Genomic DNA, 24,804 nt, shown 5'->3' with positions numbered 1-24,804 from the left:
GGGCTTGCTCGCGAATACGGTGGGTCAGTCAATATTAACCTTAACTGACACACTGTATTCGCGAGCAAGCCCGCTCCCACTTTTAATCCTGTTGCGACCGGAGATTACCTGCGACGTGGACGACGCTGCTCATCGTCGGTGCGGATCGGCACCGGCTGCAGTGGCGGCTCGATCAAGCCCAGTGCAACACCGAGGTCGTGGAGCCAGTTCTGGATTTTCTCTTTCATGGTTGCCCCCTTTGAGGGTAATGCTGGTAGGCGCAAGTTCTGTCGCCCTTTCCTACACTGATAGTAGCCCGAAGTCCTACGTATTGCTTGAACGAAACCACAACGAACTATTACTGGATTGATCAAAATCCTGACAGATCGTTCAAGCGATTGCGCGCGTGTCCGGCAGGAACTCGGCCTTGCCCTCTTGCTGCAGGTCGATCCACGCATTGAGGTTAGCGCCGAGCATACCCTTTCGCCACATCAGCCAAGTGGTAGCAGTGGCGAAAGGCCCTGTCAGCGGATGAACGGACACGCTGTCCTTGCCCGGCAGGCTGTCGAGCATGGATTCAGACATCAGCGCCACGCCGGAGCCTGCGATCACGCAGGCGAGCATGCCTTGATAGGATTCGATCTCAATCGCCCGGCCCATGGCCACGCGCTCGTGGGAAAACCAGGTTTCCAACCGCGCCCGGTAGGCGCAACTGCGTCGGAAGGTGAACACTGCGCGGCCGGAGACGTCCTGCGGCCCGCGCACTGGCGGATGGTCGGCTTCGCAAATCAGCACCAGGCGCTCTTCACACAAGGCCACGCCGTCCAGCGTGGCGATCGTGATCGGGCCGTCCACAAATGCAGCATCCAGGCGACCGGTAATCAGACCTTCAAGCAACTCGCCACTGGGCGCCGATTGCACCTGCAGGTTCACCATCGGGTAAGCCTTGTGATAACGCGCGAGCAGCTTCGGCAAATGCACGGCTGCCGTGCTGTACATGCTGCCGAGTACAAAATCACCCGCCGGTTGCCCGCCTTGCACGGCACCGTGGGCTTCGTCGTGCAAAGCCAGCAGACGCGTGCTGTAGTCCAACAACACCTTACCTGCAGGAGAAAGCTGCAAACGCTGGCGCTCGCGCACGAACAGCTCTACGCCGAGCTGCTCCTCCATTTGCTTGAGGCGCGTAGACAGGTTTGACGGCACCCGGTGCAACCGGTCAGCCGCCCGCGTGATGGAGCCCTCTTCCGCCACGGCCTGGAAGATGCGCAATTGACTGAACTCCATACCTTTCTCCAAAACTGAACAAGTTACTCACTATTATTCATTTTTACAGAAAGTCAATCCGCTTTAGCCTGAGAGTATTCGCTGACCCGCAGGAAACCTGACCATGTCCCCTTTGATCCGCTTACTTGCCAGCTTTGTCGCCTTGATGATGGCGATGGGCATCGGCCGCTTCGCCCTCACTCCGCAAATGCCGCATCTGCTCAGCGAGGGGCAGATCGACTTGACCGGCGCCGGACTGATCGCTGCCGCGAATTACCTGGGCTACTTTGTCGGCGCGGTGGATTCGATCTTCGCGCGCAGCCATCACCACGTACGCGGTCGCTTGTACGGCGGGCTGTGGCTGTGTGTGCTGCTGACGCTGGCGTCGTACTGGGCCCACGGGTTCTGGCCGCACCTGCTGCTGCGTTTCGGCACGGGTGTGGCAAGCGCCTGGGCGCTGGTGATGATCACCAGCCTGAGCCAGCCGTTGGCGATTGCCGCCGGCCGCCCACGCCTCGGGGCGCTGGTGTTTGCCGGGCCGGGGCTGGGGATTCTGCTGACGGGGTTGCTGGCGCTGGGCTCGAACCTGCTGGGCCAAAACTCCGCAACGCTGTGGCTGGTGTATGGCGGGGTGGCATTGGTGATGCTGCTGGCCATCCTGCCATTCTTGCCCAAGCCTTCCGCCGCCAGCGCGCCCGTTTCCAGCCATACCGAGGTGGCCAGTAATGGCAGCATCACGCACCTGTGCTGGATCTACGTGCTGTACGGCCTGGGCTACATCATTCCGGCGACGTTTCTGTCACAGATGGCCAGCGCGCAATTCAAGGGCGCCTGGCAGGCCGATCTGTTCTGGCCCTGCTTTGGCCTGGCCGCGGCGATTGGCGTGGTCGCCGCGAGCCTGCGCCGCAAGGACCCGCACACCACCCGTCGCTGGTTGATGGCGACCCTGTGGTTGCAAGCGGCCGGGGTGTTCGCCTGCCTGCTGGGCAATGGCTGGGGGTTGGCGCTGGGCGTGCTGCTGTGCGGCGGGCCGTTCCTGGCGTGCATGCAGTTGGTGATGGCGCGCTTGCGCGAAGTCGCCCCCCACGGCTACCAGCGCAGCACCGGGCTGTTGACCGCGAGCTTTGCGATCGGCCAACTGAGCGGGCCATTGCTGGCGTCGGTCAGCAGCCAACTCAGCGGCGGCCTGCAACCGGCGCTGGTAGTCGCCGGTGCGGGCCTGCTGGTAGCGGGCGGGGTGTTGGTCAGCCGGCAACCATCGGCGCAGGCACTCGCACCTGTTCGCGCCGCGACAACACCAGGAAAAACAGCCCACCCAGGAAGCATCCGGTAAACCAGGCAAAATTGGCCATGCCCTGCAACGCCGGGGTGAAGGTGATCGCGACGCCCACCAGCGTCGCCGGCACCAGCGCCTTGACCGCCGTCCAATTCACGCCGCCGTCGAAGTAATAGCGCCCGCCTGGGCTGTCATCGAACAGCGCATCGACATCGATCTTCTGCTTTTTGATCAGGTAGAAATCCACCAACAGAATCCCGAACAACGGCCCGATGAAGGCTGCGAGGATGTCCAGGGTGTAGTGAATCATCAGCGGGTTGTTGAACAGGTTCCAGGGGGTGATGAAGATCGATGCCACAGCCGCGATCATCCCGCCGGCGCGCCAGCTGATTTTGCTCGGTGCGACGTTGGCGAAGTCAAACGCCGGGGAGACAAAGTTGGCGACGATATTGATGCCGATGGTCGCCGTGACAAAGGCAAAGGCGCCCAGCAACACCGCCATGCTGTTATCGATGCGCGAAACCGTCGCGATCGGGTCATGGAGCATTTCACCAAACACCGGCAAAGTGCCCGAGACGATCACCACGGTGACCAGGGAAAACGCCAGGAAATTCACCGGCAGCCCCCAGAAGTTGCCGCGCCGCACGTCGCGCATGCTGCGGCAGTAACGACTGAAGTCGCCAAAATTCAGGGTCGGCCCGGAAAAGTACGACACCACCAGCGCCGTCGCCACGATCACCTGACCGAACGCCTGCCAACCCGACAGGGATTTTTCTGCCAGGGTGAAGCTGATATTCGCCCAGCCGGCCTTCCACACAATCCATCCAGCCAAGGCAAACATCACCGCGTAGACCACCGGACCGGCCCAGTCGATGAAGCGGCGAATCGACTCCATGCCGGCCCAGAAGACCGCCGCCTGCAGCACCCACAGGCTGAGGAAACCAAACCAGCCCAAGTACGACAAGCCTGCGAAATGCGGCTCTGCATACACCGCCATCTGTGGGAAAAAGCGCAGCACCACGATGATCAAGGCACTCGACGCCAGGTACGTCTGAATCCCGTACCAGGCCACGGCGATCAGGCCGCGAATCACCGCGGGAATATTCGCTCCGAATACGCCAAAGGCCAGCCGGCAGATCACCGGATAAGGCACTGCCGCTTGCTGGCTCGGTTTGGCCACCAGGTTGGCGATCAATTGCACGATGCAGATGCCGGCGAGCAAGGCAATCAAGACCTGCCAACTGGCCAGCCCCAACGCGAACAGGCTGGCGGCGAACACGTAGCCGCCGACGCTGTGCACGTCACTCATCCAAAAGGCAAAAATGTTGTACCAGGTCCACTTCTGCGGCAGCGGCCCCAGGTCCTGGTTGTACAGGCGCGGGCTGTAGCCTTTGGGCAAGTGTTCGGTCATCGCTGGGCTCCTCGAAATACCTGCCTGCGCTACCGTAGCGGGTGCATACGGAAGGCGGCATGATTTGTATACGAGGTATTCAGCAGAATACATGCCAATGGCACACAATCCCTGTGTGACGGCGTTCCAAAGGGCTTTTTCAGTGGTGAGAGACTGGGTTTCGCTCAGTAACGGTGCACGTAAATCCTGTACACAATCATTGGTGCACTCGATGTGCACACAGGAATCCCACGGTGCAGCAGGCCGCCGTCAGGAAGGTGCCCCACGCCATGTCCATGATCGCAAGAGCAGCCGACCAGCCGTGCAGCGTGGCCAAATTGCTCAGGTCATAGGTGCCGTAGGCGACCAGCCCAAGCAAGGCGCCAAGGCGCGCGGCGCGTTGCCAGCTGGCGCTGGGCAAGACCACGAAGACGACACAACCAAGGGCATAAAGGAGGTAAAACAGCACCGCGGGCAACAGGCGCGGCTGATCAAGCATCAGCGGGCCCAGCAAGGATTTGTAGGTCGGGCCCATCAGGACGCCGAGCCAGAGGCCGTCAAGGACGAGAAACGCGAGCAACGTGCCGAGGTAGGCGAACAGCGATCGTTTGGACATTGAAGTGACCTTCTGTAGGCGCTGGGTGGCCAGCGACGGCGTGTGAGGAAACACCTTAAAGGCCACTGGCCTCATCGCCGGCAAGCCGGCGCCTACAGGAGAGCAAATCGCACTCAGCTTAGTTCAATGCGATCCGCATGAATCACGATCTGGCCCTGCTTGTAGAGCGCACCGATGGCTTTCTTGAAGTTGCCCTTGCTCACGCCGAACAAGTTGCTGATCACCGCCGGGTCGCTCTTGTCGCTGACCGGCAGGGTGCCGTTGTTTTCACGCAACTTGGCGAGGATCTTGGAGTTGAGGCTGGAGGCCGCTTCCTGGCCGACCGGCTGCAGGCTCAGGCTGATGTTGCCATCGGCGCGGATCTCTTTGATAAAGCCTTTCTCTTCCTTGCCCGGGCGCAGGAACTTGAACACTTCGTTCTTGTGGATCAGGCCCCAATGCTTGTTGTTGATGATCGCCTTGAAGCCCATGTCGGTGGCTTCTGCGACCAGCAGGTCGACTTCCTGGCCCACCTGGTAGTTGGCAGGCGTCTTGTCGAGGTAGCGATCAAGCCGCGCGGTGGCGGTAATGCGCTTGGTGTGCTTGTCGAGATAAACATGCACCACGCAGTATTCACCGGCGCTCAACTGGCGTTTTTCTTCCGAATACGGCAGCAACAGATCCTTGGGCAAGCCCCAGTCGAGGAACACGCCGATACTGTTGACTTCAACAACTTTCAAACTGGCAAACTCGCCAACTTGAACTTTGGGTTTTTCGGTCGTGGCGATAAGTTTGTCATCGCTGTCCAGATAAATGAAAACGTTAAGCCAGTCTTCATCTTCACTGGGAATATCTTTGGGGATGTACCGATTAGGCAAGAGGATTTCACCGTCTTGCGCACCGTCCAGGTACAAACCGAAGTTCGTGTGTTTAACCACTTGCAAGCTGTTGTAGCGCCCGACTAAAGCCATTTCCAAATACCCTCATTGCGTGGGCGGCATTCTACCCGAGTTGCGCTCGCCACGCGCGCGCGCCTGAAAAATCGCGACGTGCGTGGCGTTCTACTGGCACCGCCCCGCTCGTCCGATCATTGGGCTGAATTTCGGCGCGCCCGTCACGCCTCACAGCCCCCTGGTTTCCAGTTAAAACAGTAAGTTAGGGGCTTAATTCAAAAACCAAGTTTGCGCTTTTCCTGCCTCAAGACTTATTCCCGGGGGATATTTGCCAAGCAATTGTCAAGTATTTCCTGTACGATGCCTGGCCAAGTTAATTTTCTACAGGTTAGTGGCCGCCATGCGCGTAAAAGCATCCAACAGCAAAGCAAAGCCAGCTCCCGCCGTTGAAACCAGCGAATCGATCAACAGCCAGATTGCTGCTTTCCTCAAGTCCGGTGGCGAAATCCAGCAAATTGCCAAGGGCGTCAGCGGCCAGACTTTCGGCCCGTCCAAGCAGATCAGCCTGGGTAAAAAGTAACACCGCGCAACACACCTGGTCCCTAAGCGCCTTGCCATCAAGGCGCTAGGACTAGAGCCGCAAATACCCTCTTAAACACACTCAATCTCGCGCCAATCGACGAACGGGGCTCAGCTCCTGGCATTCGCCGGTATGCTTGCACACGTCTAGCACGGGCATCTCCCCGACTTTCTTCGTCACTGCTCCTCGCTTTTCACGGAGTGAAGCATGTTCAAACCCTGCATTTTCCTGGTCGCAGCCCTGGCCGCCAGCCCCCTCGCCGAAGCGCAGATCTTCCAGCGCGAATTGGGCGACTTCGACCTCAAACTGGGCACCACACCTACCCGCAGCATGGCACAGGGCCTGGTCAAACCGACTTCTCCCGGCAGCGACTCGTTCCACGGCGGGCTGGACCTGAGCCACGACAGCGGCCTGTATGTCGGCCAGTTTTCGCCGAACATGGGACTGTCCTCGACCAGCAATCTTGAGGTCGACTCGTACATGGGCTTCAAACACCCCTTCGACCAGACCCTGGGTTATGAAGTGGGCCTGATCCATTACAGCTATCCCAAGCTCAGCCCTCTCGACAGCCAGGAGTTCTACGGTGGCCTGAACCTGCTGGGCAACCGCTTCGGTGCGTCGTTCAGCAATGATCCGGACCGCCAGGACAGCACGCTGTTCGCCGACCTCGGCGGCACGCAGCCGTTCGGCATCGGTGTGAGCATGAAATACACCACCCATCAGTTGGGCACCCCGGTCTCGGTGGAGGGCGGCTCCATCAGCACGTTCAGCGACTGGTCGGTGCAGTTCTCCCGCCAGTGGATGGGCGTGGACCTGAACCTGATCTACAGCGACTCCAGCCTCAGCGGCGGCGACTGCTCGGCGTACTCCGGACACAACTCGCAATGCGACGGCCTGTTGACCTTGAAGGCCGCGCGGTCGTTTTATTGACGGGCTGAACTGTCGCGCCTGCCGCGGGTTCACATGCACTAACCCCCTCAGCGCAAGGACCCGCCCATGCTGCGTCGGCTCAAACTACTGGTGGTATTGCTGACCCTGAGCCTGGTGCTCGCCGGCTGCAATCGCGTGGGCCTGGCCTATCGCAACCTCGACGTCATCATCCCGTGGACCCTCAACGACTACCTGGACATGAATGCCGGGCAGAAGAGCTGGTTCAACGACAAACTCAAGGAACACCTGGCCTGGCACTGCACCACGCAACTGCCGGGCTATCTGGATTGGCTGGACCGCCTGCAGCAGATGGTCGACACCAACCAGGTCACCGACGCCGCTTTACAGACGCGTACCGCCGAAGCCAAACAGGCCATTGCCGATGTCGCCCGCGAGATTACCCCGTCGGCCATCGAACTGCTCAAGGGGCTGGACGACCAACAGGTCAAGGACATGAACGATGCGCTGGCCAAAGACCTGCGCAAGCGTCAGGACGAGTACCTCAAGCCGCCGCTTGAGCAGCAGATCAAAGAACGCGCCCAACGCATGAGCAAGCGCCTGGACGCCTGGATGGGCCCGCTGAGTGCCAGCCAGCAGAATCGCGTGACCGCCTGGTCCATCGCCCTGGGTGAACAAAACCAGGAATGGATCGGCAACCGCGCGCATTGGCAGGCGCAATTTATCGAAGCGGTGAAGCAGCGCCAGAGCCCCGACTTCCCGCAGAAAATGCAGCAACTGCTGGTAGATCGCGAAAGCCTGTGGACCCCGCAATACCGCACGGCCTATGCCCAGACCGAAGCGGCTGCGCGCAGTTTGATCGTCGACTTGATGGCTGAGAGCACCGTGCAGCAGCGACTGAAGCTGAGGCAAAAAATCGACGGTGTGCGCAGTGACTTCAAGGCGCTCAAATGCCTGAAGGGTGCTGCGAGCTAGAAATGTGGCAGTGGGTTTTGCTCGCGAAGGCGGTGGATCAGCCAGCATCTTCGTTGACTGACACACCGTATTCGCGGGCAAGCCCGCTCCCACAGGGAAAGAGGCGTTGTCCACGCCTGCTGTGCAAGGCCCGGCTATTTCAGCCACGCGGCCCCCCCCCCCGGCTTCACCGCGATCAAAAATGTGGGAGTGGGTTTGCTCGCGAAGGCGGTGGATCAGCCAGCATCTTCGTTGACTGACACACCGTATTCGCGGGCAAGCCCGCTCCCACATTCGGGATGTATTTCAAGGCTAAACCGAGTTGTATCGCCAGCGCGAATGTTGGCGAAACGAACCAGATCCCAACTCGAAAGCGCGATCAAAAATGTGGGAGCGGGCTTGCCCGCGAAGGGGACGTGTCAGTCACTGAAATGTCGACTGACACACCTCTTTCGAGGACAAATCCGCACGTTGGCCGCTCAGGCAATCTGGGCCTTCGAAGCCACCTCGGCAAACGTTGCCGGGTCCAGCGCATCCGCTTGCTCATCGAGCACCTGGCGCGGGTGATCATTGCCGGGTATCGAGCTGTCGATCAGCGCCAGCAGTTGCGCGCCGAGCGCGGTCAGGATGAAATTCTCACCATTGCCGCCCTCCTCCTCAGGCCGCGACTCAATAAACCCTCGCTTGAACAGCAGCGCTTCGTAATCGGCAGCGGTCTTTTTCAGCGCATCCAGATTGCCCGTGGATTCGCCCGCCGTGGCCTTCTCGGCGGCTTCCTGCTCGGCATATTTGCGCGGGGCAAAGCTGCCTTCGCCGTTCTGCACTTCATGCAGCAGACGTTCGATCAAATCCCAGTTGTAAGTCGTCATCCTGATTCCTCCTGCAGGCCTAAGGAAAGTAGCCCGTCTAAAGGTGTGACACGCCACGCCACTCGCCGTTCAGCCGACCGGACGGGCGTGATTTCTCTGAACTTTCCAGACGTTCGCCCCCTCAACTGAGCATAACCGCCAAGGAGGTCTCCCATGAAAACCCTGATGAACCTGGCCATCGCCGCCACGCTCCTGACCGCCCTGCCCGCCTGGGCCTGCACGCCCGAAGAGGCCACCGCCAAGCGCGAGCAACTCGCCCAGGAAGTGGCCAAGCTCACCGAGCAGAACCCGACCAAGGCCAAGGAAATGAATGATGAATTGCAAAAAATGAACCTGGACACGGAAAGCGCGGAGTTCCCCGACAAGTGCCAGCTGATCGACGCCCGCTTGAAAGAATTGAAGGAAGCCGCCGCCAAGGCGAAAAACTGAAGGCATAAAAAAACCGGACATTGTCCGGTTTTTTCATATCAGCCCTGAATCACTCAGCAGCCGGTGCTTCTGGCTTGCGGCGCTTGAGGGGTGCCATGCCGTCCTTGCTGACCAACGACAGGTTGTCGGTCTTCGGGCGGTTGGCAATCTTGCGCTTGGTCGGCGACTTGGCACCGGCCTTTTTCTTGTCGCCCTTGGCGTCGGTCTTTTTCTTCTTCACGCCCACGGCCTTGCCCGACGCCTTGACCTTCTTCGGCCCGGTGTAGGTGCCTTTGACTTCCTTGATGGTACGGCGCTCGAACGACTGCTTGAGGTAGCGCTCGATGCTCGACATCAGGTTCCAGTCGCCATGGCAGATCAGCGAGATCGCCAGGCCATCGTTGCCGGCACGCCCGGTACGGCCAATACGGTGCACGTACTCGTCGCCACTGCGGGGCATGTCGAAGTTGATGACCATGTCCAGGCCGTCCACGTCCAGGCCGCGAGCGGCGACATCGGTGGCAACCAGGATCTTCACGCCACCGGCCTTCAGGCGGTCGATGGCCAGCTTGCGGTCTTTCTGGTCTTTTTCGCCGTGCAGCACGAACGCTTTGTAATCCTGGGCCACCAGGCGACCGTAGATACGGTCGGCCGCCGCACGGGTGTTGGTGAACACAATGGCTTTCTGGTAGGTCTCGTTGGCCAGCAGCCAGTTGAGAATCTGCTCTTTGTGCACATTGTGGTCGGCGGTGACGATCTGCTGGCGCGTGGTCGCGTTCAGGTCGCTGACGTTGTTGACTTGCAGATGCTCAGGATTGTTCAGCACCTTGGCGACCATGTCGCGCAGGGTCGAACCGCCGGTGGTCGCGGAGAACAGCATGGTCTGCTGGCGGTTGACGCATTCGCCGACCAGACGCTGCACGTCGTCGGCAAAGCCCATGTCGAGCATGCGGTCGGCTTCGTCGAGTACCAGCACTTCGACTTCCTTGAGGTCGAGGTTGCCGGCATTCAGTTGCTCGATCATGCGGCCCGGGGTGCCGATCAGGATGTCCGGCACCTTGCGCAGCATGGCGGCCTGGACCTTGAAGTCTTCGCCACCGGTGATCAGGCCGGACTTGATGAAGGTGAACTGCGAGAAGCGTTCCACTTCCTTCAAGGTCTGCTGGGCCAGCTCGCGGGTCGGCAGCAGGATCAGGGTCTTGATGCTGACGCGGACTTTGGCCGGGCCGATCAGACGGTGAAGAATCGGCAGGACGAAAGCGGCGGTCTTGCCACTCCCGGTTTGAGCCGTCACCCGCAGGTCACGCCCTTCGAGCGCGAGCGGGATGGCCGCTGCTTGCACAGGCGTAGGCTCGACAAATTTAAGCTCGGCCACGGCTTTGAGCAGGCGTTCGTGCAGGGCGAATTGGGAAAACACGGGTGCTACCTCGAAGAAATACAAAAAATCAGCTGCATAGGGTACCGGTTTCGGGCGTCCAAACCGAGTGTCTTTACGCGAACGGTGCTAATCAGCTGCTTTTTTGTCAGGGCATTTGTCCGGAACATCAACTTTGTTGCACTTAAATGCTCTAATCGCCTCGTCTTGTCTTACAGAAGAATCGGTTTCACCCATGGATATCAAACAGCTCTGGCTCAACGCCCAGGACCTCTGGGGCGCCCTCGATCAACACCCGCTGCTGCACGCCAGCCTGGGCTTGCTGGTGTTGCTGGTAGTGGCGCTGCTGCTCGGACGGGTGGCGCGCTACCTCATCCTCCACGCCGTCAAATTGCTCGGCCGGCAGCCGGCGCTGCACTGGCTCAACGACCTGCGGCACAACAAAGTCTTTCACCGCCTGGCGCAGATGACGCCGTCGCTGGTGATCCAGTTCGGCCTGTACCTGGTGCCGGACCTGAGCAAGACCGCCATCCTGTTCATCGGCAACGTGGCCCTGGCGCTGACCATCCTGTTCATGGTGCTGGCGATCAGCGCGCTGCTCAGTGCACTGCTGGACATCTACGCGCGCACCGAACACGCCCGCACCCGCTCGATCAAGGGCTACGTGCAACTGGCGAAAATGGTGCTGTTCGTGTTCGGCGCAATCATCATCGTCGCCACCCTGATCGACCGCTCGCCGTTGTTGCTGCTGTCGGGCCTGGGTGCGATGTCGGCGGTGATCCTGTTGGTGTACAAGGACACGCTGCTGTCGTTCGTCGCCAGCGTGCAGCTGACCAGCAACGACATGCTGCGCGTCGGGGACTGGATCGAAATGCCCCAGGTCGGCGCCGACGGTGACGTGGTGGATATCACCCTGCACACGGTCAAGGTGCAGAACTTCGACAAGACCATCGTCTCGATTCCCACCTGGCGCCTGATGTCCGAGTCGTTCAAGAACTGGCGCGGCATGCAGGCTTCCGGCGGGCGGCGGATCAAGCGCAGTTTGTTTATCGACGCCAGCGGCGTGCGTTTCCTGCGTGACGATGAAGAACTGCGCATGACCCAGGTGCACCTGCTCACCGACTACATCGGGCGCAAGCAGGCTGAACTCAAGGCCTGGAACGAAGCCCAGGGCAACAGCGCGCAACTGTCGGCCAACCGCCGCCGCATGACCAACCTCGGCACCTTTCGCGCCTACGCCCTGGCCTATCTGAAAAGCCACCCGGACATCCAGCCGAACATGACCTGCATGGTTCGCCAGATGCAGACCACCGCCCAGGGCGTGCCGCTGGAGATCTACTGCTTTACCCGCACCACCGCGTGGGCGGATTACGAGCGGATCCAGGGGGATATCTTCGATTACCTGCTGGCCGTGCTGCCGGAGTTTGGCTTGAGCCTGTATCAACAGCCGAGTGGCAGTGATTTGCGCGCGGGGATGTTGCCGGCGGTGCTGGGGGCCAGCCATTTGCCGGCCCCGGAAAGTCGCGCGATTTAAACCACCGAATGGTTGGGCGGCTTTACGCCCAACCGACTGATCCACACCGCCCCCACGATCACCAGCCCGCCCAACGCCAGCCGTCCCAGCGGCTCATGCTGGTTCCAGATCAGCAAATTCAGCAGCAGGCCCACCGGCACGTGGAGGTTGTTCATCACCGCCAGGGTGCCGCCCTGCACCAGGCAGGCGCCCTTGTTCCACCAGTACATGCCCAGCGCAGTGCTGACCAACCCGAGGAACACCAGCACGCCCCACTGCAGCGGCGCGTCGGGCAGGAAGTCGGCTTTGCCGAACAGCAGGAATGCCGGCAGCACTACCAGCAGCGCCCCCACGTAGAAATAACCGAAACGTCGGTAGTGCGGCAGATCGCTCGGGTAACGCGCCACCAGGTGCTTGTACATCACCTGCCCGGCGGCGTAGGTGAAGTTGGCCAATTGCAGCAGCAAAAAACCCATGAGGAAGTGCGGGGTGATCTGGTCGAAACGAATCACCGCCGCGCCCGCTACCGCGACCAGCGCGGCGATCAGCGCCCAGGGATTGAAGCGGCGGTTGAGGGCGTCTTCGATCAGGGTCACATGCAGCGGCGTAAGGATGGTGAACAGCAGCACCTCCGGCACCGTCAGCACGCGAAAGCTCAGGTACAGGCACACGTAGGTCACGCCAAACTGCAAGGCGCCGATCAGCAGCATGCCGCGCATGAAGGCCGGCCCCACCGAGCGCCAGCGGGTCAGTGGGATAAACACCAGCCCGGCCAGCACCACGCGCACCAGCACCGCGAAGTAGCTGTCGACGTGACCGGCGAGGTATTCGCCGATCAAGCTGAAGGAAAAAGCCTGAATCAGGGTGACAACCAGTAGATAGCCCATGCGCGCCTCGTTTCGAATGGGCGGGACATTAAAGGTTTTCGGCGATTGACGAAACTCGAGGCAAAAAAAACCCGACCTCGCTAAAGCGTCAGTCGGGCAGGAGCACTCAGGAGCAAAAGTGCAAAGGGAGGTTCGTTACGCGTACTTGAAGGGTTTGCGTGGCACTAGATAAACACCGCGCGATTATCTGGCGATTAACGGATCAGGCCACCTGTGCCAACAAGGCCTTGGCGTGGTTGATGCCCTTTTCCTGGAAGTCCCCGCTCAGGTTCACTCCTTCGGCGTGGATGAAGGTCACGTCGTGAATCCCGATAAACGCCATGACCTGGCGCAGGTACGGTTCCTGGTGATCGGAGCTGGCGCCGGTGTGGATGCCGCCGCGAGCGGTCAACACTATCGCGCGCTTGCCGGTGAGCAAACCCTGCGGCCCGGTAGCGGTGTACTTGAAGGTCACACCGGCGCGCAACACGTGGTCCAGCCAGGCCTTGAGGGTGCTTGGGATGGCGAAGTTGTACATCGGCGCAGCCATCACCAGCACATCGGCGGCGAGTAATTCGTGGGTCAATTCATCGGAGCGGTCGAGCGACACCTGCTCATCGTCGTTGCGCTGCTCGGCAGGCTTCATCCAGCCGCCGAGCAGGTTGGCGTCCAGGTGCGGAACCGGGTTGAGGGCCACGTCGCGCACGGTGATCTGGTCTACCGGATGGGCGGCCTGCCATTGGCTGATGAACTGGCGGGTCAGTTGGCGGGAAATCGAATCCTGCTGGCGAGCGCTGCTTTCGATGATCAGAACATTGGACATGGCTTCGTAGGCTCCATCTGTAAATGCTGTAAGGCGATGGAGAAAAGGTTAACCAGGGCTCATTCGATTAAAAAGCGCAAAAAACTGCTATAACCCATCTATAAATTTGTTTATATGTGCAGTGTTCCTGTCGACCTGCTCTGCTGCTTTATTTCGGCGCACAGTCCAAGGCGATTCGCATCTTGATGATGGCGCGGTTGAACTTGACCGTGGTGTTGGTGCTTTTGCCGGCGGGCACCGTCACCGTACGGCGACGTGGAGACTCCGGACCGTTGGTGAAGGTTACCGAACACACGGCATCCTGGGTGCCGTAGTTATTGAGCTGGATCGAGCTGATGTCGCCGTCCACATCGGAAGCGGTGTAATCGATTTGTACCCCACTGATCTTTTTAGTCACGTCGATGGGGTAGGCAAACGCGGTCATCGGCAGCAGTGCCAGCAACACGCAACAGAATTTTCTCATTCGGCAGTCTCCAATAAGGACTGTCAGCTTAGGACAAGAGGAGCCCATCTTGAAAGCGCCCCGCGTTACCCTCGATCAATGGCGCACGCTGCAAGCCGTGGTCGACCACGGCGGCTTCGCCCAGGCGGCTGAAGCGCTGCACCGTTCGCAGTCCTCGGTGAGCTACACCGTGGCCCGCATGCAAGACCAGCTCGGCGTGCCCTTGCTGCGCATCGATGGGCGCAAGGCGGTGCTCACCGACGCCGGAGAAGTGCTGTTGCGCCGCTCCCGGCAACTGGTGAAAAACGCCAGCCAATTGGAAGACCTCGCCCACCACATGGAACAGGGCTGGGAGGCCGAGGTCCGCCTGGTGGTGGACGCTGCCTACCCCAACGCGCGCCTGGTCCGTGCCCTCACCGCCTTTATGCCGCAGAGTCGCGGTTGCCGCGTGCGATTGCGCGAAGAGGTGCTGTCGGGCGTTGAAGAACTGTTGCTCGATGGCATGGCCGACCTGGCCATCAGTGGGTTCATCATCCCGGGTTACCTGGGCACGGAAATGAGCGACGTGGAATTCATCGCCGTGGCTCACCCCGATCACCCCCTGCATCGGCTCAACCGCGAACTCAGCTTCCAGGACCTCGAAAGCCAGATGCAGGTGGTGATCCGCGACTCCGGCCGCCAGCAACCGCGTGATGTGGGTTGGCTCGGCGCCGAACAGCGCTGGACCGTCGGCAGCCTGGCCACCGCCGCCACGTTCGTCAGCAGCGGCCTGGGCTTTGCCTGGTTGCCCCGCCACCTGATCGAGCGCGAGCTCAAGGAGGGCCTGCTCAAGCAACTGCCCCTGGAAAAGGGCGGGAGCCGCAACCCGACGTTCTACCTCTACTCGAACAAAGACAAACCCTTGGGCCCGGCCACGCAGATCCTCGTGGAACTGCTGCGCACCTTTGACACTGCGCCGCTGGACGCACCGTTCGCGGCCCCCCAGCAAGCCTGAAACGGAGTTCACCCATGGCCTGGTTCGAACATGAAGGATGCAACCTGCACTACGCGCAATACGGTCGCGGCAGCCCGCTGATCCTGATCCACGGCCTGGGCTCCAGCAGCCAGGATTGGGAGCTGCAGGTCCCGGTGCTGGCCCGTCACTATCGGCTGATCGTGGTGGATGTACGTGGCCACGGCCGTTCGGACAAACCCCGCGAGCGCTACAGCATCCAGGGCTTCACCAACGACCTGCTCGCGCTCATCGAGCATCTGGACCTGCCCGCCGCGCACGTGGTGGGACTGTCCATGGGTGGCATGATCGCGTTTCAACTCGCGGTGGACGAGCCCGCACGGGTCAAGAGCCTGTGCATCGTCAACAGCGCGCCCGAGGTCAAGGTGCGCAGTCTCCAGGAATACGGGTGGTGGGCCAAGCGCTGGACGCTCGCCCGGGTGCTCAGCCTCGCGACCATCGGCAAGGCCCTCGGCGACCGGTTGTTCCCCAAGCCGGAACAGGCCGACCTGCGGCGCAAGATGGCCGAACGCTGGGCAAAAAACGACAAACGTGCTTATCTCGCCAGCTTCGATGCGATTGTGGGCTGGGGCGTACAGGAACGACTTTCGAGAATTACCTGTCCAACCCTGGTCATCAGCGCCGACCACGACTACACCCCCGTGGCGCACAAAGAAAACTATGTAAAACTGCTGCCCGATGCGCGGCTGGTGGTGATCGAAGATTCACGCCATGCCACGCCCTTGGATCAACCCGAAGTCTTTAATACCACCCTGCTCGATTTTCTAGAGACAGTCGAAACCACTACCCAGGATCACTGACCCATGCTGAAAAAAATCGCCTTCTTTGCCGGTTCCGTTCTGTTCGCTGCCAACCTGATGGCCGCCGAGCCCGCCAAGGCACCTCACGTGCTGATCACCACCACCAACGGCGAGATTGAAATCGAACTGGACCCGGTCAAGGCGCCGATCAGTACCAAGAACTTCCTGGCCTATGTCGACAAGGGCTTCTACACCAACACGATTTTCCACCGTGTGATCCCGGGCTTCATGGTCCAGGGTGGCGGCTTTACCCAGTCGATGTCGCAGAAGCCGACCGAAGCCCCGATCAAGAACGAAGCCAGCAACGGCCTGCATAACGTGCGTGGCACCTTGTCCATGGCGCGTACCAATGACCCGAACTCGGCCACCAGCCAGTTCTTCATCAACGTGGCCGACAATGCCTTCCTCGACCCGGGCCGCGATGCCGGTTACGCCGTATTCGCCAAAGTGGTCAAGGGCATGGACGTGGTCGACATCATCGTCAACTCGCAGACCACCACCAAACAAGGCATGCAGAACGTGCCAATCGATCCTGTCCTGATCAAGTCGGCCAAGCGCATCGACTGAGGTCTGCAGGTAGTTCCGCGCGCGGCCCACGAGGCGGCGCGCGCATTTGAACAGGAGAGCCCGCCAGGCGGGCGTCAACCTAATGCTCTATCGTCGTTTTGAAAAGCTGATCGATATTTTCCGCGACGCGCCCAGCGCCGCCCCTCCCGATAAAGTCCTGCCCTTCTATCTCTACTACCTGCGCCAGGTGTGGCCGAGTTTTGCCGCATTGCTGGTGGTGGGCCTGATCGGTGCGCTGATCGAAGTCGCGCTGTTCAGCTACCTGAGCCGCATCATCGACCTGGCCCAAGGCACGCCGCCGGCGAACTTCTTCCAGCTGCACAGCACCGAGCTGATCTGGATGGCCGTGGTCGCCCTGCTGCTGCGCCCGATCTTCGGCGCGCTGCATGACCTGCTGGTCCACCAGACCATCAGCCCGGGCATGACCAGCCTGATTCGCTGGCAGAACCATAGCTATGTGCTCAAGCAGAGCCTGAATTTCTTCCAGAACGACTTCGCCGGGCGCATCGCCCAGCGCATCATGCAGACCGGCAATTCCCTGCGCGACTCCGCCGTGGCGGCGGTCGATGCGATCTGGCACGTGGCGATCTACGCCATCAGCTCCCTGGTGCTGTTTGCCGAGGCCGACTGGCGCCTGATGATCCCGCTGGTGACCTGGATCATCGGCTACAGCCTGGCGCTGCGCTACTTCGTGCCACGGGTGAAGGAACGCTCGGTGATCTCGTCCGAGGCGCGTTCCAAGCTGATGGGCCGCATCGTCGACGGCTACACCAACATCACCACCTTGAAGCTGTTCGCGCACACTCAATACGAGCAGGAATACGCCAAGGAAGCGATCATCGAGCAGACCGAAAAAACCCAGCTGGCCAGCCGCGTGGTCACCAGCATGGACGTGGTGATCACCACCATGAACGGCCTGCTGATCGTCACCACCACCGGCCTGGCCCTGTGGCTGTGGACGCAGTCGCTGATCTCCGTGGGCGCCATCGCCCTGGCCACCGGCCTGGTGATTCGGATCGTCAACATGTCCGGTTGGATCATGTGGGTGGTCAACGGTATTTTCGAAAACATCGGCATGGTGCAGGACGGCCTGAAGACCATCGCCCAACCGCTCGCCGTAATCGACCGTGACCAGGCCCCGCGCCTGAGCGTGCCGCACGGCGAAGTGCGCTTCGAGCAGGTGGATTTTCACTACGGCAAGAAGAGCGGGATCATTGGCGGCCTGAACCTGACCATCAAGGCCGGGGAGAAAATCGGCTTGATCGGCCCTTCCGGCGCGGGCAAATCGACACTGGTCAACTTGCTGCTGCGCCTGTACGACCTGCAAGGCGGGCGCATCCTGATCGATGGCCAGGACATCGCCGAGGTGGCCCAGGAAACCCTGCGCGAACAGATCGGCATGATCACCCAGGACACCTCGCTGCTGCACCGCTCGATCCGCGACAACCTGCGGTATGGCAAGCCGGACGCCACCGATGAAGAACTCTGGGCCGCCGTGCGCAAGGCGCGGGCCGATGAATTCATCCCGCTGCTGTCCGACTCCGAAGGCCGCACCGGGCTGGATGCACATGTGGGTGAGCGCGGGGTCAAGCTCTCGGGCGGACAACGCCAGCGCATTGCGATTGCGCGCGTGTTGCTCAAGGATGCGCCGATTCTGATCATGGACGAAGCCACCTCAGCGCTCGACTCGGAAGTGGAAGCGGCGATCCAGGAAAGCCTGGAGACCCTGATGCAGGGCAAGACGGTGATTGCGATTGCGCACCGGTTGTCGACCATCGCGCGCATGGACCGCCTGGTGGTGCTGGAGAAAGGCCAGATTGCCGAAAGTGGCAGCCATGCCGAACTGCTGGCCCATGGCGGCTTGTATGCGCGGTTGTGGCAGCACCAGACCGGCGGTTTTGTCGGCATCGACTGAGACAACACCGCTAACTCCCCGTAGGAGCCGGCTTGCCGGCGATGAGGCCCAAAAGATCACCGAGGTGTTTGAGGGCGCCATCACCGGCAAGCCGACTCCAGGTTAAAACGGCGCCAGCCCTTTGTTTCAAAGGGCTGGCGCTTTTTTTGCGCCTGGATTTGTGCCGTATCCGTGCTGTACTTCAGAGCAGTGCCCAGACGGGCGCTGAAGTAAATCTGCAGGGAGCATCACTGATTTACGGATTGGGTAGAGCGATCTATCAAGGACGGGTTGCATGTCTTTGTTCAAGCGTTCAGTCACAGAGGGGTTGGGTACGTTTTGGCTGGTGTTGGGCGGTTGCGGGAGTGCGGTGTTGGCCGCAGCGTTTCCTGCAGTCGGGATCGGATTGTTGGGGGTGGCCCTGGCGTTCGGGCTCACGGTGCTGACCATGGCAGTCGCCATCGGGCACATCAGTGGTTGTCACCTCAACCCGGCGGTCTCGGTGGGGCTGGTCGTGGGCGGAAGATTTCCGGCCAGGGAGTTACCGGCGTACATCGTGGCTCAAGTCATTGGCGGCACACTCGCCGCCGCCTTGCTGTATTTCATTGCCAGCGGCAAACCGGGGTTTGAACTCGCGTCGGGCCTGGCCTCCAATGGCTATGGCGAGCACTCGCCGGGCGGCTATTCAATGGCAGCGGGGTTTGTCTGTGAGCTGGTGATGACAGCCATGTTCCTGCTGATCATCCTCGGCGCCACCGACCACCGCGCGCCCAAGGGCCTCGCGCCCATCGCCATTGGCCTGGCCTTGACCTTGATCCACCTGATCTCCATCCCCGTGACCAACACCTCGGTCAACCCGGCCCGCAGTACGGGTCCGGCGCTGATCGTGGGCGGGTGGGCGATCCAGCAGTTGTGGATGTTCTGGCTCGCGCCATTGCTGGGTGCGGCGATAGCCGGCGGGGCCTATCGATGGCTGGGCAAGGAGGGCCCGGCTTAAGGCAAACCGGTCAGCCCTGCCGATACGGCAGGGCTGACCTTGCTTCTTCGGCATACGCCAGGATTCCCACCTGTTCGCGTGCCAGGAAGTCCTCGACCGCATTCTTCAACCCCGGATGACGCAAGTAGTGCCATGAGCGGGTAATCACCGGCTCGAACCCGCGAATCAGCTTGTGCTCGCCCTGGGCGCCGGCGTCGAAGCGTTGCAGGCCGTGGGCAATGGCGTAGTCCATGCCCTGGTAGAAACAGGTTTCGAAATGCAGTCGATCAAACTCGGCCAGGCAGCCCCAGTAGCGGCCGTAGAAGCTGTCGCCACCGATCAGGCTGAACGCCATGGCGACCGGGCGACTACCTTGCTTGGCCAGCACCACTCGGATCGCCTCGGGCATCCGTTCGGCCAGCAGGCTGAAAAACGCGCGGGTCAGGTAGGGCGATTGGCGGCGTACCGCGTAGGTATTGGCGTAGCAGGCGTAGACAAAATCCCATTGCGCTTCGCTCAGCTCATGGCCTTGCAGCCACTCGAAATCGATGCCCTGCCCCGCCACCTGTTCGCGTTCTTTGCGCATCTGTTTGCGCTTGCGCGAACTGAGCGCGTCGAGGAAATCCTGGAAGTCGCGGTAGCCACGGTTCTGCCAGTGAAACTGGCACCCCAGGCGCTGCAACCAGCCGGGTTGGCGGGCCAGCGCATCATCGGCCAACGCGTCGGTGAAGTTGATATGGGCGCTGGAGAGGCCCTCGATTTCCAGATAGCCCGGCAGGCTGTTGAGCAGTTCAAACCCGTCCTCGGCATTGGCCGCCAGCAGGCGCGGCCCGCTGACCGGACTGAACGGCACGGCCGTCAGCAGCTTGGGGTAATAGTCGATGCCCGCCCGCTCACAGGCATCCGCCCAGCCGTGGTCGAACACGTACTCGCCATAGGAATGCCACTTGCGATAACTGGGCAAGGCCGCCACCAGCCGATCGCCCTCCCAGTGCAACAAGTGCTCCGGTTGCCAGCCCGATTGCGGGCCCAGGCTGGCGCTGTCTTCCAGCGCGCTGAGGAAGGCGTGTCGCACGAAAGGTTGGGCCTGCGGCACCAGTGCATCCCAAACCTGCGGGGCGATTTCGGACAGGCTGTCCAGGCGTTGCAACGGCATCGGCATCCTCACTACGTCATGGCGTGAAAGCCTCGCGAGTATCGCTTATCGCCGAGCCCAGCACACCCTCAAATCGCCGGACAAGGCTCTAAACCGATAGTTCCGTTCTTAAATAATTTGTCATCTAGATGACATCACTTCGCCACTGTTGCGTCATAAACGATCGTGATACTGACGCCTGTTTTTAGAGCGCCTGGTTCTAACAGGTGGTTATTTTTCCGTCCGTCATCGGTCGGTTGTGTCCTGGATGGTTTGCCATCCCTCCTCACTTTCGGAGATTGATATGCGTCTTGCTTCCACTAAAACTGCGGCGGTCCTGTGCGGCGGCCTGTTACTGGCCCTGAGCGTTCCGGCCAGCGCTGCAGTCGACGCTAAATTGCTCGACATGCTCAAGGCCAATGGCCAGATCACTGCGGCGCAGTACACCGAGCTGCAAGCGGAACTGGCCAAGGATCAGAAAGAAAAGCAGATCGCACAGCAAGCTCAACAAGAGACCAACGAACAGATCGCGGCCACCGCGAAAAAAACCAACGACCTCAGCGTGTTCGACCAGAAGCTAGCCTGGGCCGCCAAGACTCAGCTCAAGGGTGATGTGCGTTTCCGCCAGGAAACCGTCAAGATCGACGGCACCCCCAACAACGGTGGCAAGGACAAGGACCGCCAGCGCATCCGTGCCCGCCTGGGCGCCTATACCGAAATCAACTCGCAGGTCGACACCGGTATCCGTATCGCCACCGGCAACAGCGAAGACGCGCGCTCCACCAACCAGGACCTGGACAGCTACTTCAACAAGAAGTCGCTGTGGCTGGACCTCGGCTACATCGACTATCACCCGGACCAGATCAAGAACCTGCACGTGATTGGCGGCAAGATGCTGCAACCCTGGGTCAGCATGGGCGACGTGATCTGGGACAGCGATGTCAACCCGGAAGGCCTGGCGGTGACCTACAAATACCCATTGGGCACCAGCGCCGAGCTGTTCGGCAGCCTGGGTAACTACACCCTCAAGGACAACGTCAACGGCGAAGGCGTGCAATTTCGCAATGACCTGCGCATGACGGCCGGCCAGTTGGGCTCGCGTTTCTCCCTCACCGACAACCTGAAAGTCACCCTGGGTGGCAGCGTCTACGCCTTTCAGAACGACCAGGACAGCCGCTGCCCCACCGCTGGCTCGACTCAATGCCTGACGCCGGCCGAAACCATTGCCAACACCGCAGCCGGCAATGCCAGCGAGTACCGTTTGTATGAAGGCTTCAGCCAAGTCGATATCGGCGGCCTGGCCGTACCGTTGTCGTTCTACGGTCAATACGTGAAGAACAACGAAGCCACTCAAAAAGATCAGGACACTGCCTGGTTGCTGGGTGCCAAGTCCAAGGTGTTCGGCTTCAACCTGGACTACAACTACCGCGACGTACAGCGCTATGCAGTGGTCGGCGCCTTCACCGACTCCGACTTCGCCGGCGGCTTCACCGGTGCGCGCGGTCACAAGTTCAAGGTCGGCTACGACATCGACAAGAACTTCGCCATCGGCGCCACGTACTTCCTGACCAAGGCCGATTACGCCAGCGCCCCGGGCTACCGCGACGCGAACGCCAACACCCTGCAGCTGGATGCAGAAGCCAAGTTCTAAGTGTCAGCGTTGAACGCCTTGGGCCAGGACGGCCCGAGGTGGTTGTAACAGTCTTGCGTGGGCGGGGAGATCCCCATCATCCGTTCGCCCCCCCACGCGAGCCTGCCTATTCCCCGCCTTTCTGATCCTTGAGTCGCTCGTCAGCCAGGCGCTGCGCCAAGGCATCCACATCCTTTACCGGCGCTTGCGGCATGATCTTCAGCGTCGCCTGCATCAGGCGCATCTGACGGATGAACCGTCGGCAGTTCGGGCAGAACATCAAGTGATGACGCACCAGCAGACGCTCGCGAAAGGTCAATTGCCCATCGAGATAGTCACTGGACCGCGCCACTTGCTCTTTACAGGTCAACATTCGCCCGTTTCCTCAAAATGCTCCACCGTGGCGAAGACTTTAAGCCGTGCTCGATGCAACAGCACACGGACATTGGAGAGCGAGAGTGTCAGAAGATTACAGATCTCTTCCAACTCCAGGCCCTGGCGTTCGCGCAATACCAGCACGCTGCTTTGCAAATCAGACAGGTTCAGCAACGTATGCTCCAGGCACTTGCGCAGTTCATCCTCGGTCAGCAGCGCTTCCGGGGTGTCCTGGTGCCAGGCGTAGGGCGCGACGGCCCAGTGGCCATCATCGGGGGTGAAACGGTCGTCGCCAATGGTGCCATGGGGCGAAGGCAGGTCGTCGAGCAGCACTTCCCGGCGATTCTGCTTATAGCGACCCTTGGCGGCGTTGGCCGTGATGGTCAGCAGCCAGGTCTTGAGGCTGGAGCGCCCCTCGAACCGGGCCAGGTTGCGTACCACCGACAGCCAGGCGTCCTGCACCACCTCATCGGCATGGCGCTGCCCGACAATGGCATAGGCCACCGCGCGCATCGCGCTTTGATAGGTGGTGACCAATTCCTTGTAGGCCCGCTGCTCACCCTTGAGCAAACGTTCAAGCAGGTGCGCGTCGTCCGCTGCTGCCATGTCTACCTCGATTCCACTGTGCAAGCCCGCTAATGCAGCAACCAGCCCTGGTAGGAGCTGGCTTGCCAGCGATGCAGGCACCTGGGTGATTCAGTCGCACCGCGCTGATGCGATCGCTGGCAAGCCGTCGCCTACAGGGACGGCGTTACCCCGGTAGATCAGCGCTTGCGCAGGATCACGCTACCGATCGAATAGCCTGCGCCAAACGAACTGAGTACCGCGACGGCACCCTTGGGCAAGTCGTCCTGGTAGGTGTGGAACGCAATCACCGAGCCGGCCGAGCTGGTGTTGGCGTAAGTATCGAGGATCACCGGCGCTTCTTCCACCGACGCTTCGCGGCCCAGCAGTTTCTTCACAATCAGGTGGTTCATGCTCAGGTTGGCCTGGTGCAGCCAGAAGCGCTTCACGTCTGCCACGTTCAACTGGTTTTCTTCCAGGTGCACACCGATCAGCTCGGCGACCATCGGGCAGACATCGCGGAACACTTTGCGGCCTTCCTGCACGAACAGCTTGTCGGGCGCGCCGATGCCCTCTTCCGCCGCGCGGTTGAGGAAGCCGAAGTTGTTGCGGATGTTGTTCGAGAACTTGGTCAGCAGCTTGGTGCTGACTACGTCGAACTGGTGCTCGGAGGTGGCCAGGTCGGCACGCTCGAGGATCACCGCGGTGGCGGCGTCGCCGAAGATGAAGTGGCTGTCGCGGTCACGGAAGTTCAGGTGGCCGGTGCAGACCTCCGGGTTGACCATCAGGATCGCCCGCGCCTGGCCCAGCTGAATGCTGTTGGCGGCGTTCTGGATGCCAAAGGTCGCCGAGGAACACGCCACGTTCATGTCGAAACCGAACCCTTCGATGCCCAGGGCTTCCTGGACTTCGATGGCAATGGCCGGATAGGCGCGCTGCAGGTTGGAGCAGGCGACGATCACGCCGTCGATGTCGGCGGCGGTCTTGCCGGCGCGCTGCAGGGCCTGTTCGGCAGCGCCGACGGCCATCTGGCAAAGCACCGACCACTCGTCATTGCTGCGCTCGGGCAGACGCGGGGCCATGCGCTGCGGGTCGAGAATGCCGTCCTTGTCCATGACAAAGCGGCTCTTGATGCCCGAGGCTTTTTCGATAAAGGCGGCGCTGGATTCGGTCAGCGGCTGAACGTCACCACGCTCGATGGCGGCGGCGTTGTCGGCGTTGAACTGCTGCACGTAGGTATTGAAAGACTGCACCAGCTCTTCGTTGGAGATGCTGTTGGCCGGGGTATACAGGCCAGTGCCGCTGATGACGACGTTATGCACGGTCGTTCCTCTAAATCTGTCAGGCAGAAGATATTGGTACCGTCGTACCAAACTGTAAGTCGTTCGATTCCGTCCAGCGGCATCAAACTGGCAACGCTTTATTCCATCGCGCCGTGGCTGTACGCCAGCCCATCCCGACGATCCCGGCATTTATAACCGCGAAGTTTGCCACAAACCCCGGGATTTGGCGCCATGTGCCCGATAAACCTGCTGTGCAGTGGTGTTGGCCCTGTGGCAAGCAGGCTTGTCGTGATGAGCGGCCTTGTTGTGGCTGGCGAGCCTGTGGTGGCAAGCAGACTTTTTGTGGTGAGCAGGCTTGCCCTGCGTTGGGCTGCGCAGCAGCCCCAGTCCAACCTCCTCGGTCTGCCAGATAGATCCGGTGAGCTGGTTTTAGGGCTGCTTCGCAGCCCAACGC

At 60.8% G+C, this 24,804-nt stretch carries 26 protein-coding genes; 12 read left to right on the top strand and 14 right to left on the bottom strand.

Annotated elements, in window-relative coordinates:
- Positions 1-104: 104 nt before the first annotated feature.
- Together QMX97_RS25765 and QMX97_RS25760 are read right to left on the bottom strand one after the other, a co-directional pair.
- Positions 105-227, bottom strand: a complete 123-nt coding sequence (locus QMX97_RS25765; protein WP_003193089.1) for a PA1414 family protein — start codon at positions 225-227, stop codon at positions 105-107.
- Between the two features lie 142 nt (positions 228-369).
- A complete protein-coding gene (locus QMX97_RS25760; RefSeq protein WP_282397837.1) occupies positions 370-1,263 on the bottom strand; it encodes a LysR family transcriptional regulator in 894 nt (297 codons plus the stop codon).
- A 103-nt stretch (positions 1,264-1,366) separates the two neighbouring features.
- On the opposite strand from QMX97_RS25760, the gene QMX97_RS25755 reads away from it, so the two are divergent.
- On the top strand, positions 1,367-2,575 hold the full coding sequence (locus QMX97_RS25755) for an MFS transporter (RefSeq protein ID WP_120449391.1): 1,209 nt from the start codon (positions 1,367-1,369) through the stop codon (positions 2,573-2,575).
- Here QMX97_RS25755 and QMX97_RS25750 read toward each other — a convergent pair.
- The 3 genes from QMX97_RS25750 to QMX97_RS25740 all read right to left on the bottom strand — a co-directional run bounded on the left by QMX97_RS25750 (position 2,487) and on the right by QMX97_RS25740 (position 5,474).
- The gene (locus QMX97_RS25750; protein ID WP_065909676.1) at positions 2,487-3,929 is read right to left on the bottom strand and encodes an NCS1 family nucleobase:cation symporter-1; all 1,443 of its coding nucleotides are present in this window, start codon (positions 3,927-3,929) and stop codon (positions 2,487-2,489) included. The two genes, QMX97_RS25755 and QMX97_RS25750, sit on opposite strands and share 89 nt — an antisense overlap.
- 196 nt (positions 3,930-4,125) lie before the next feature.
- A complete protein-coding gene (locus tag QMX97_RS25745; RefSeq protein ID WP_282397836.1) occupies positions 4,126-4,524 on the bottom strand; it encodes a DUF2177 family protein in 399 nt (132 codons plus the stop codon).
- Positions 4,525-4,637: 113 nt separating this feature from the next.
- Positions 4,638-5,474, bottom strand: a complete 837-nt coding sequence (locus QMX97_RS25740) for a S1-like domain-containing RNA-binding protein (protein WP_034099624.1) — start codon at positions 5,472-5,474, stop codon at positions 4,638-4,640.
- Positions 5,475-5,796: 322 nt separating this feature from the next.
- Between QMX97_RS25740 and QMX97_RS25735 the strand changes: the two genes are divergently transcribed.
- The 3 genes from QMX97_RS25735 to QMX97_RS25725 all read left to right on the top strand — a co-directional run bounded on the left by QMX97_RS25735 (position 5,797) and on the right by QMX97_RS25725 (position 7,839).
- Entirely contained in the window at positions 5,797-5,976 is a 180-nt protein-coding gene (locus QMX97_RS25735; RefSeq protein WP_003193095.1) for a hypothetical protein, read from the top strand.
- A gap of 207 nt (positions 5,977-6,183) precedes the next feature.
- The gene (locus tag QMX97_RS25730; RefSeq protein WP_065909672.1) at positions 6,184-6,906 is read left to right on the top strand and encodes a TorF family putative porin; all 723 of its coding nucleotides are present in this window, start codon (positions 6,184-6,186) and stop codon (positions 6,904-6,906) included.
- 66 nt (positions 6,907-6,972) lie between these two features.
- Positions 6,973-7,839, top strand: a complete 867-nt coding sequence (locus QMX97_RS25725) for a DUF6279 family lipoprotein (RefSeq protein ID WP_282397835.1) — start codon at positions 6,973-6,975, stop codon at positions 7,837-7,839.
- A 458-nt stretch (positions 7,840-8,297) separates the two neighbouring features.
- On the opposite strand, the gene QMX97_RS25720 is transcribed toward QMX97_RS25725, so the two are convergent.
- Positions 8,298-8,687, bottom strand: a complete 390-nt coding sequence (locus QMX97_RS25720) for a hypothetical protein (RefSeq protein WP_017134854.1) — start codon at positions 8,685-8,687, stop codon at positions 8,298-8,300.
- A gap of 153 nt (positions 8,688-8,840) precedes the next feature.
- Here QMX97_RS25720 and QMX97_RS25715 point away from each other — a divergent pair, with 153 nt between their 5' ends.
- The gene (locus tag QMX97_RS25715) at positions 8,841-9,116 is read left to right on the top strand and encodes a hypothetical protein (protein ID WP_065909667.1); all 276 of its coding nucleotides are present in this window, start codon (positions 8,841-8,843) and stop codon (positions 9,114-9,116) included.
- Positions 9,117-9,165: 49 nt separating this feature from the next.
- On the opposite strand, the gene QMX97_RS25710 is transcribed toward QMX97_RS25715, so the two are convergent.
- Positions 9,166-10,512 carry a DEAD/DEAH box helicase gene (locus QMX97_RS25710; protein ID WP_065909664.1) on the bottom strand — a complete coding sequence of 449 codons (1,347 nt, stop codon included), beginning with the start codon at positions 10,510-10,512 and terminating at the stop codon, positions 9,166-9,168.
- A gap of 193 nt (positions 10,513-10,705) precedes the next feature.
- Here QMX97_RS25710 and QMX97_RS25705 point away from each other — a divergent pair, with 193 nt between their 5' ends.
- The gene (locus tag QMX97_RS25705) at positions 10,706-12,004 is read left to right on the top strand and encodes a mechanosensitive ion channel family protein (RefSeq protein WP_106802997.1); all 1,299 of its coding nucleotides are present in this window, start codon (positions 10,706-10,708) and stop codon (positions 12,002-12,004) included.
- Here the strand turns inward: QMX97_RS25705 and QMX97_RS25700 are convergent.
- From QMX97_RS25700 to QMX97_RS25690, 3 genes are all read right to left on the bottom strand, one after another.
- Positions 12,001-12,870 carry a carboxylate/amino acid/amine transporter gene (locus QMX97_RS25700; RefSeq protein ID WP_282397834.1) on the bottom strand — a complete coding sequence of 290 codons (870 nt, stop codon included), beginning with the start codon at positions 12,868-12,870 and terminating at the stop codon, positions 12,001-12,003. The two genes, QMX97_RS25705 and QMX97_RS25700, sit on opposite strands and share 4 nt — an antisense overlap.
- A 202-nt stretch (positions 12,871-13,072) precedes the next feature.
- Positions 13,073-13,672 carry an FMN-dependent NADH-azoreductase gene (locus QMX97_RS25695; RefSeq protein ID WP_120449399.1) on the bottom strand — a complete coding sequence of 200 codons (600 nt, stop codon included), beginning with the start codon at positions 13,670-13,672 and terminating at the stop codon, positions 13,073-13,075.
- Positions 13,673-13,820: 148 nt separating this feature from the next.
- Positions 13,821-14,135, bottom strand: coding sequence for a 3-phosphoglycerate kinase (locus QMX97_RS25690; RefSeq protein ID WP_120449401.1), 315 nt, complete (start codon positions 14,133-14,135; stop codon positions 13,821-13,823).
- A gap of 49 nt (positions 14,136-14,184) precedes the next feature.
- On the opposite strand from QMX97_RS25690, the gene QMX97_RS25685 reads away from it, so the two are divergent.
- The 5 genes from QMX97_RS25685 to aqpZ all read left to right on the top strand — a co-directional run bounded on the left by QMX97_RS25685 (position 14,185) and on the right by aqpZ (position 19,384).
- Positions 14,185-15,108, top strand: a complete 924-nt coding sequence (locus QMX97_RS25685) for a LysR family transcriptional regulator (protein WP_065909653.1) — start codon at positions 14,185-14,187, stop codon at positions 15,106-15,108.
- A gap of 14 nt (positions 15,109-15,122) precedes the next feature.
- Positions 15,123-15,926, top strand: coding sequence for an alpha/beta hydrolase (locus QMX97_RS25680; RefSeq protein ID WP_213553478.1), 804 nt, complete (start codon positions 15,123-15,125; stop codon positions 15,924-15,926).
- 3 nt (positions 15,927-15,929) lie between these two features.
- Entirely contained in the window at positions 15,930-16,493 is a 564-nt protein-coding gene (locus QMX97_RS25675; protein ID WP_065909649.1) for a peptidylprolyl isomerase, read from the top strand.
- Between the two features lie 82 nt (positions 16,494-16,575).
- Positions 16,576-18,408: an ABC transporter ATP-binding protein gene (locus tag QMX97_RS25670; protein WP_065909647.1), complete on the top strand. Its 1,833-nt coding sequence runs from the start codon at positions 16,576-16,578 to the stop codon at positions 18,406-18,408.
- A 274-nt stretch (positions 18,409-18,682) separates the two neighbouring features.
- Positions 18,683-19,384, top strand: coding sequence for an aquaporin Z (gene aqpZ, locus QMX97_RS25665; RefSeq protein ID WP_282397833.1), 702 nt, complete (start codon positions 18,683-18,685; stop codon positions 19,382-19,384).
- 10 nt (positions 19,385-19,394) lie between these two features.
- Here aqpZ and QMX97_RS25660 read toward each other — a convergent pair whose 3' ends face one another.
- The gene (locus QMX97_RS25660; protein ID WP_282397832.1) at positions 19,395-20,519 is read right to left on the bottom strand and encodes a GNAT family N-acetyltransferase; all 1,125 of its coding nucleotides are present in this window, start codon (positions 20,517-20,519) and stop codon (positions 19,395-19,397) included.
- A 283-nt stretch (positions 20,520-20,802) separates the two neighbouring features.
- On the opposite strand from QMX97_RS25660, the gene QMX97_RS25655 reads away from it, so the two are divergent.
- Positions 20,803-22,149, top strand: coding sequence for a putative porin (locus QMX97_RS25655; RefSeq protein ID WP_065909643.1), 1,347 nt, complete (start codon positions 20,803-20,805; stop codon positions 22,147-22,149).
- A 106-nt stretch (positions 22,150-22,255) separates the two neighbouring features.
- Here QMX97_RS25655 and QMX97_RS25650 read toward each other — a convergent pair whose 3' ends face one another.
- From QMX97_RS25650 to QMX97_RS25640, 3 genes are all read right to left on the bottom strand, one after another.
- Positions 22,256-22,501 (bottom strand): zf-HC2 domain-containing protein, encoded by a 246-nt coding sequence (locus QMX97_RS25650; RefSeq protein ID WP_065909641.1) that lies wholly within the window; start codon positions 22,499-22,501, stop codon positions 22,256-22,258.
- The gene (locus QMX97_RS25645; RefSeq protein WP_065909639.1) at positions 22,495-23,109 is read right to left on the bottom strand and encodes an RNA polymerase sigma factor; all 615 of its coding nucleotides are present in this window, start codon (positions 23,107-23,109) and stop codon (positions 22,495-22,497) included. The genes QMX97_RS25650 and QMX97_RS25645 overlap by 7 nt, the downstream gene beginning before the upstream one ends.
- Positions 23,110-23,267: 158 nt before the next feature.
- Positions 23,268-24,389, bottom strand: coding sequence for a beta-ketoacyl-ACP synthase III (locus tag QMX97_RS25640; protein ID WP_065909636.1), 1,122 nt, complete (start codon positions 24,387-24,389; stop codon positions 23,268-23,270).
- Positions 24,390-24,804 lie beyond the last annotated feature (415 nt).

Origin of the sequence: Pseudomonas sp. PS01298, from assembly GCF_029959745.1 — a bacterium.
GTDB lineage: Bacteria > Pseudomonadota > Gammaproteobacteria > Pseudomonadales > Pseudomonadaceae > Aquipseudomonas > Aquipseudomonas aylmerensis.
The sequence above is the reverse complement of the archived record's forward strand: the minus strand, read 5'-3'. Positions and strand labels throughout refer to the sequence as shown.

Bases quoted from the DNA above. Each gene is read 5' to 3' on its own strand.
- QMX97_RS25765 (WP_003193089.1), bottom strand. From the start codon at position 227: ATGAAAGAGAAAATCCAGAACTGGCTCCACGACCTCGGTGTTGCACTG.
- QMX97_RS25645 (WP_065909639.1), bottom strand. From the start codon at position 23,109: ATGGCAGCAGCGGACGACGCGCACCTGCTTGAACGTTTGCTCAAGGGT.
- QMX97_RS25695 (WP_120449399.1), bottom strand. From the start codon at position 13,672: ATGTCCAATGTTCTGATCATCGAAAGCAGCGCTCGCCAGCAGGATTCG.
- QMX97_RS25745 (WP_282397836.1), bottom strand. From the start codon at position 4,524: ATGTCCAAACGATCGCTGTTCGCCTACCTCGGCACGTTGCTCGCGTTT.
- QMX97_RS25730 (WP_065909672.1), top strand. From the start codon at position 6,184: ATGTTCAAACCCTGCATTTTCCTGGTCGCAGCCCTGGCCGCCAGCCCC.
- QMX97_RS25655 (WP_065909643.1), top strand. From the start codon at position 20,803: ATGCGTCTTGCTTCCACTAAAACTGCGGCGGTCCTGTGCGGCGGCCTG.
- QMX97_RS25750 (WP_065909676.1), bottom strand. From the start codon at position 3,929: ATGACCGAACACTTGCCCAAAGGCTACAGCCCGCGCCTGTACAACCAG.
- QMX97_RS25720 (WP_017134854.1), bottom strand. From the start codon at position 8,687: ATGACGACTTACAACTGGGATTTGATCGAACGTCTGCTGCATGAAGTG.
- QMX97_RS25675 (WP_065909649.1), top strand. From the start codon at position 15,930: ATGCTGAAAAAAATCGCCTTCTTTGCCGGTTCCGTTCTGTTCGCTGCC.
- QMX97_RS25670 (WP_065909647.1), top strand. From the start codon at position 16,576: ATGCTCTATCGTCGTTTTGAAAAGCTGATCGATATTTTCCGCGACGCG.
- QMX97_RS25760 (WP_282397837.1), bottom strand. From the start codon at position 1,263: ATGGAGTTCAGTCAATTGCGCATCTTCCAGGCCGTGGCGGAAGAGGGC.
- QMX97_RS25715 (WP_065909667.1), top strand. From the start codon at position 8,841: ATGAAAACCCTGATGAACCTGGCCATCGCCGCCACGCTCCTGACCGCC.
- QMX97_RS25705 (WP_106802997.1), top strand. From the start codon at position 10,706: ATGGATATCAAACAGCTCTGGCTCAACGCCCAGGACCTCTGGGGCGCC.
- QMX97_RS25740 (WP_034099624.1), bottom strand. From the start codon at position 5,474: ATGGCTTTAGTCGGGCGCTACAACAGCTTGCAAGTGGTTAAACACACG.
- QMX97_RS25660 (WP_282397832.1), bottom strand. From the start codon at position 20,519: ATGCCGTTGCAACGCCTGGACAGCCTGTCCGAAATCGCCCCGCAGGTT.
- QMX97_RS25690 (WP_120449401.1), bottom strand. From the start codon at position 14,135: ATGAGAAAATTCTGTTGCGTGTTGCTGGCACTGCTGCCGATGACCGCG.
- QMX97_RS25735 (WP_003193095.1), top strand. From the start codon at position 5,797: ATGCGCGTAAAAGCATCCAACAGCAAAGCAAAGCCAGCTCCCGCCGTT.
- aqpZ (WP_282397833.1), top strand. From the start codon at position 18,683: ATGTCTTTGTTCAAGCGTTCAGTCACAGAGGGGTTGGGTACGTTTTGG.
- QMX97_RS25700 (WP_282397834.1), bottom strand. From the start codon at position 12,870: ATGGGCTATCTACTGGTTGTCACCCTGATTCAGGCTTTTTCCTTCAGC.
- QMX97_RS25755 (WP_120449391.1), top strand. From the start codon at position 1,367: ATGTCCCCTTTGATCCGCTTACTTGCCAGCTTTGTCGCCTTGATGATG.
- QMX97_RS25650 (WP_065909641.1), bottom strand. From the start codon at position 22,501: ATGTTGACCTGTAAAGAGCAAGTGGCGCGGTCCAGTGACTATCTCGAT.
- QMX97_RS25725 (WP_282397835.1), top strand. From the start codon at position 6,973: ATGCTGCGTCGGCTCAAACTACTGGTGGTATTGCTGACCCTGAGCCTG.
- QMX97_RS25680 (WP_213553478.1), top strand. From the start codon at position 15,123: ATGGCCTGGTTCGAACATGAAGGATGCAACCTGCACTACGCGCAATAC.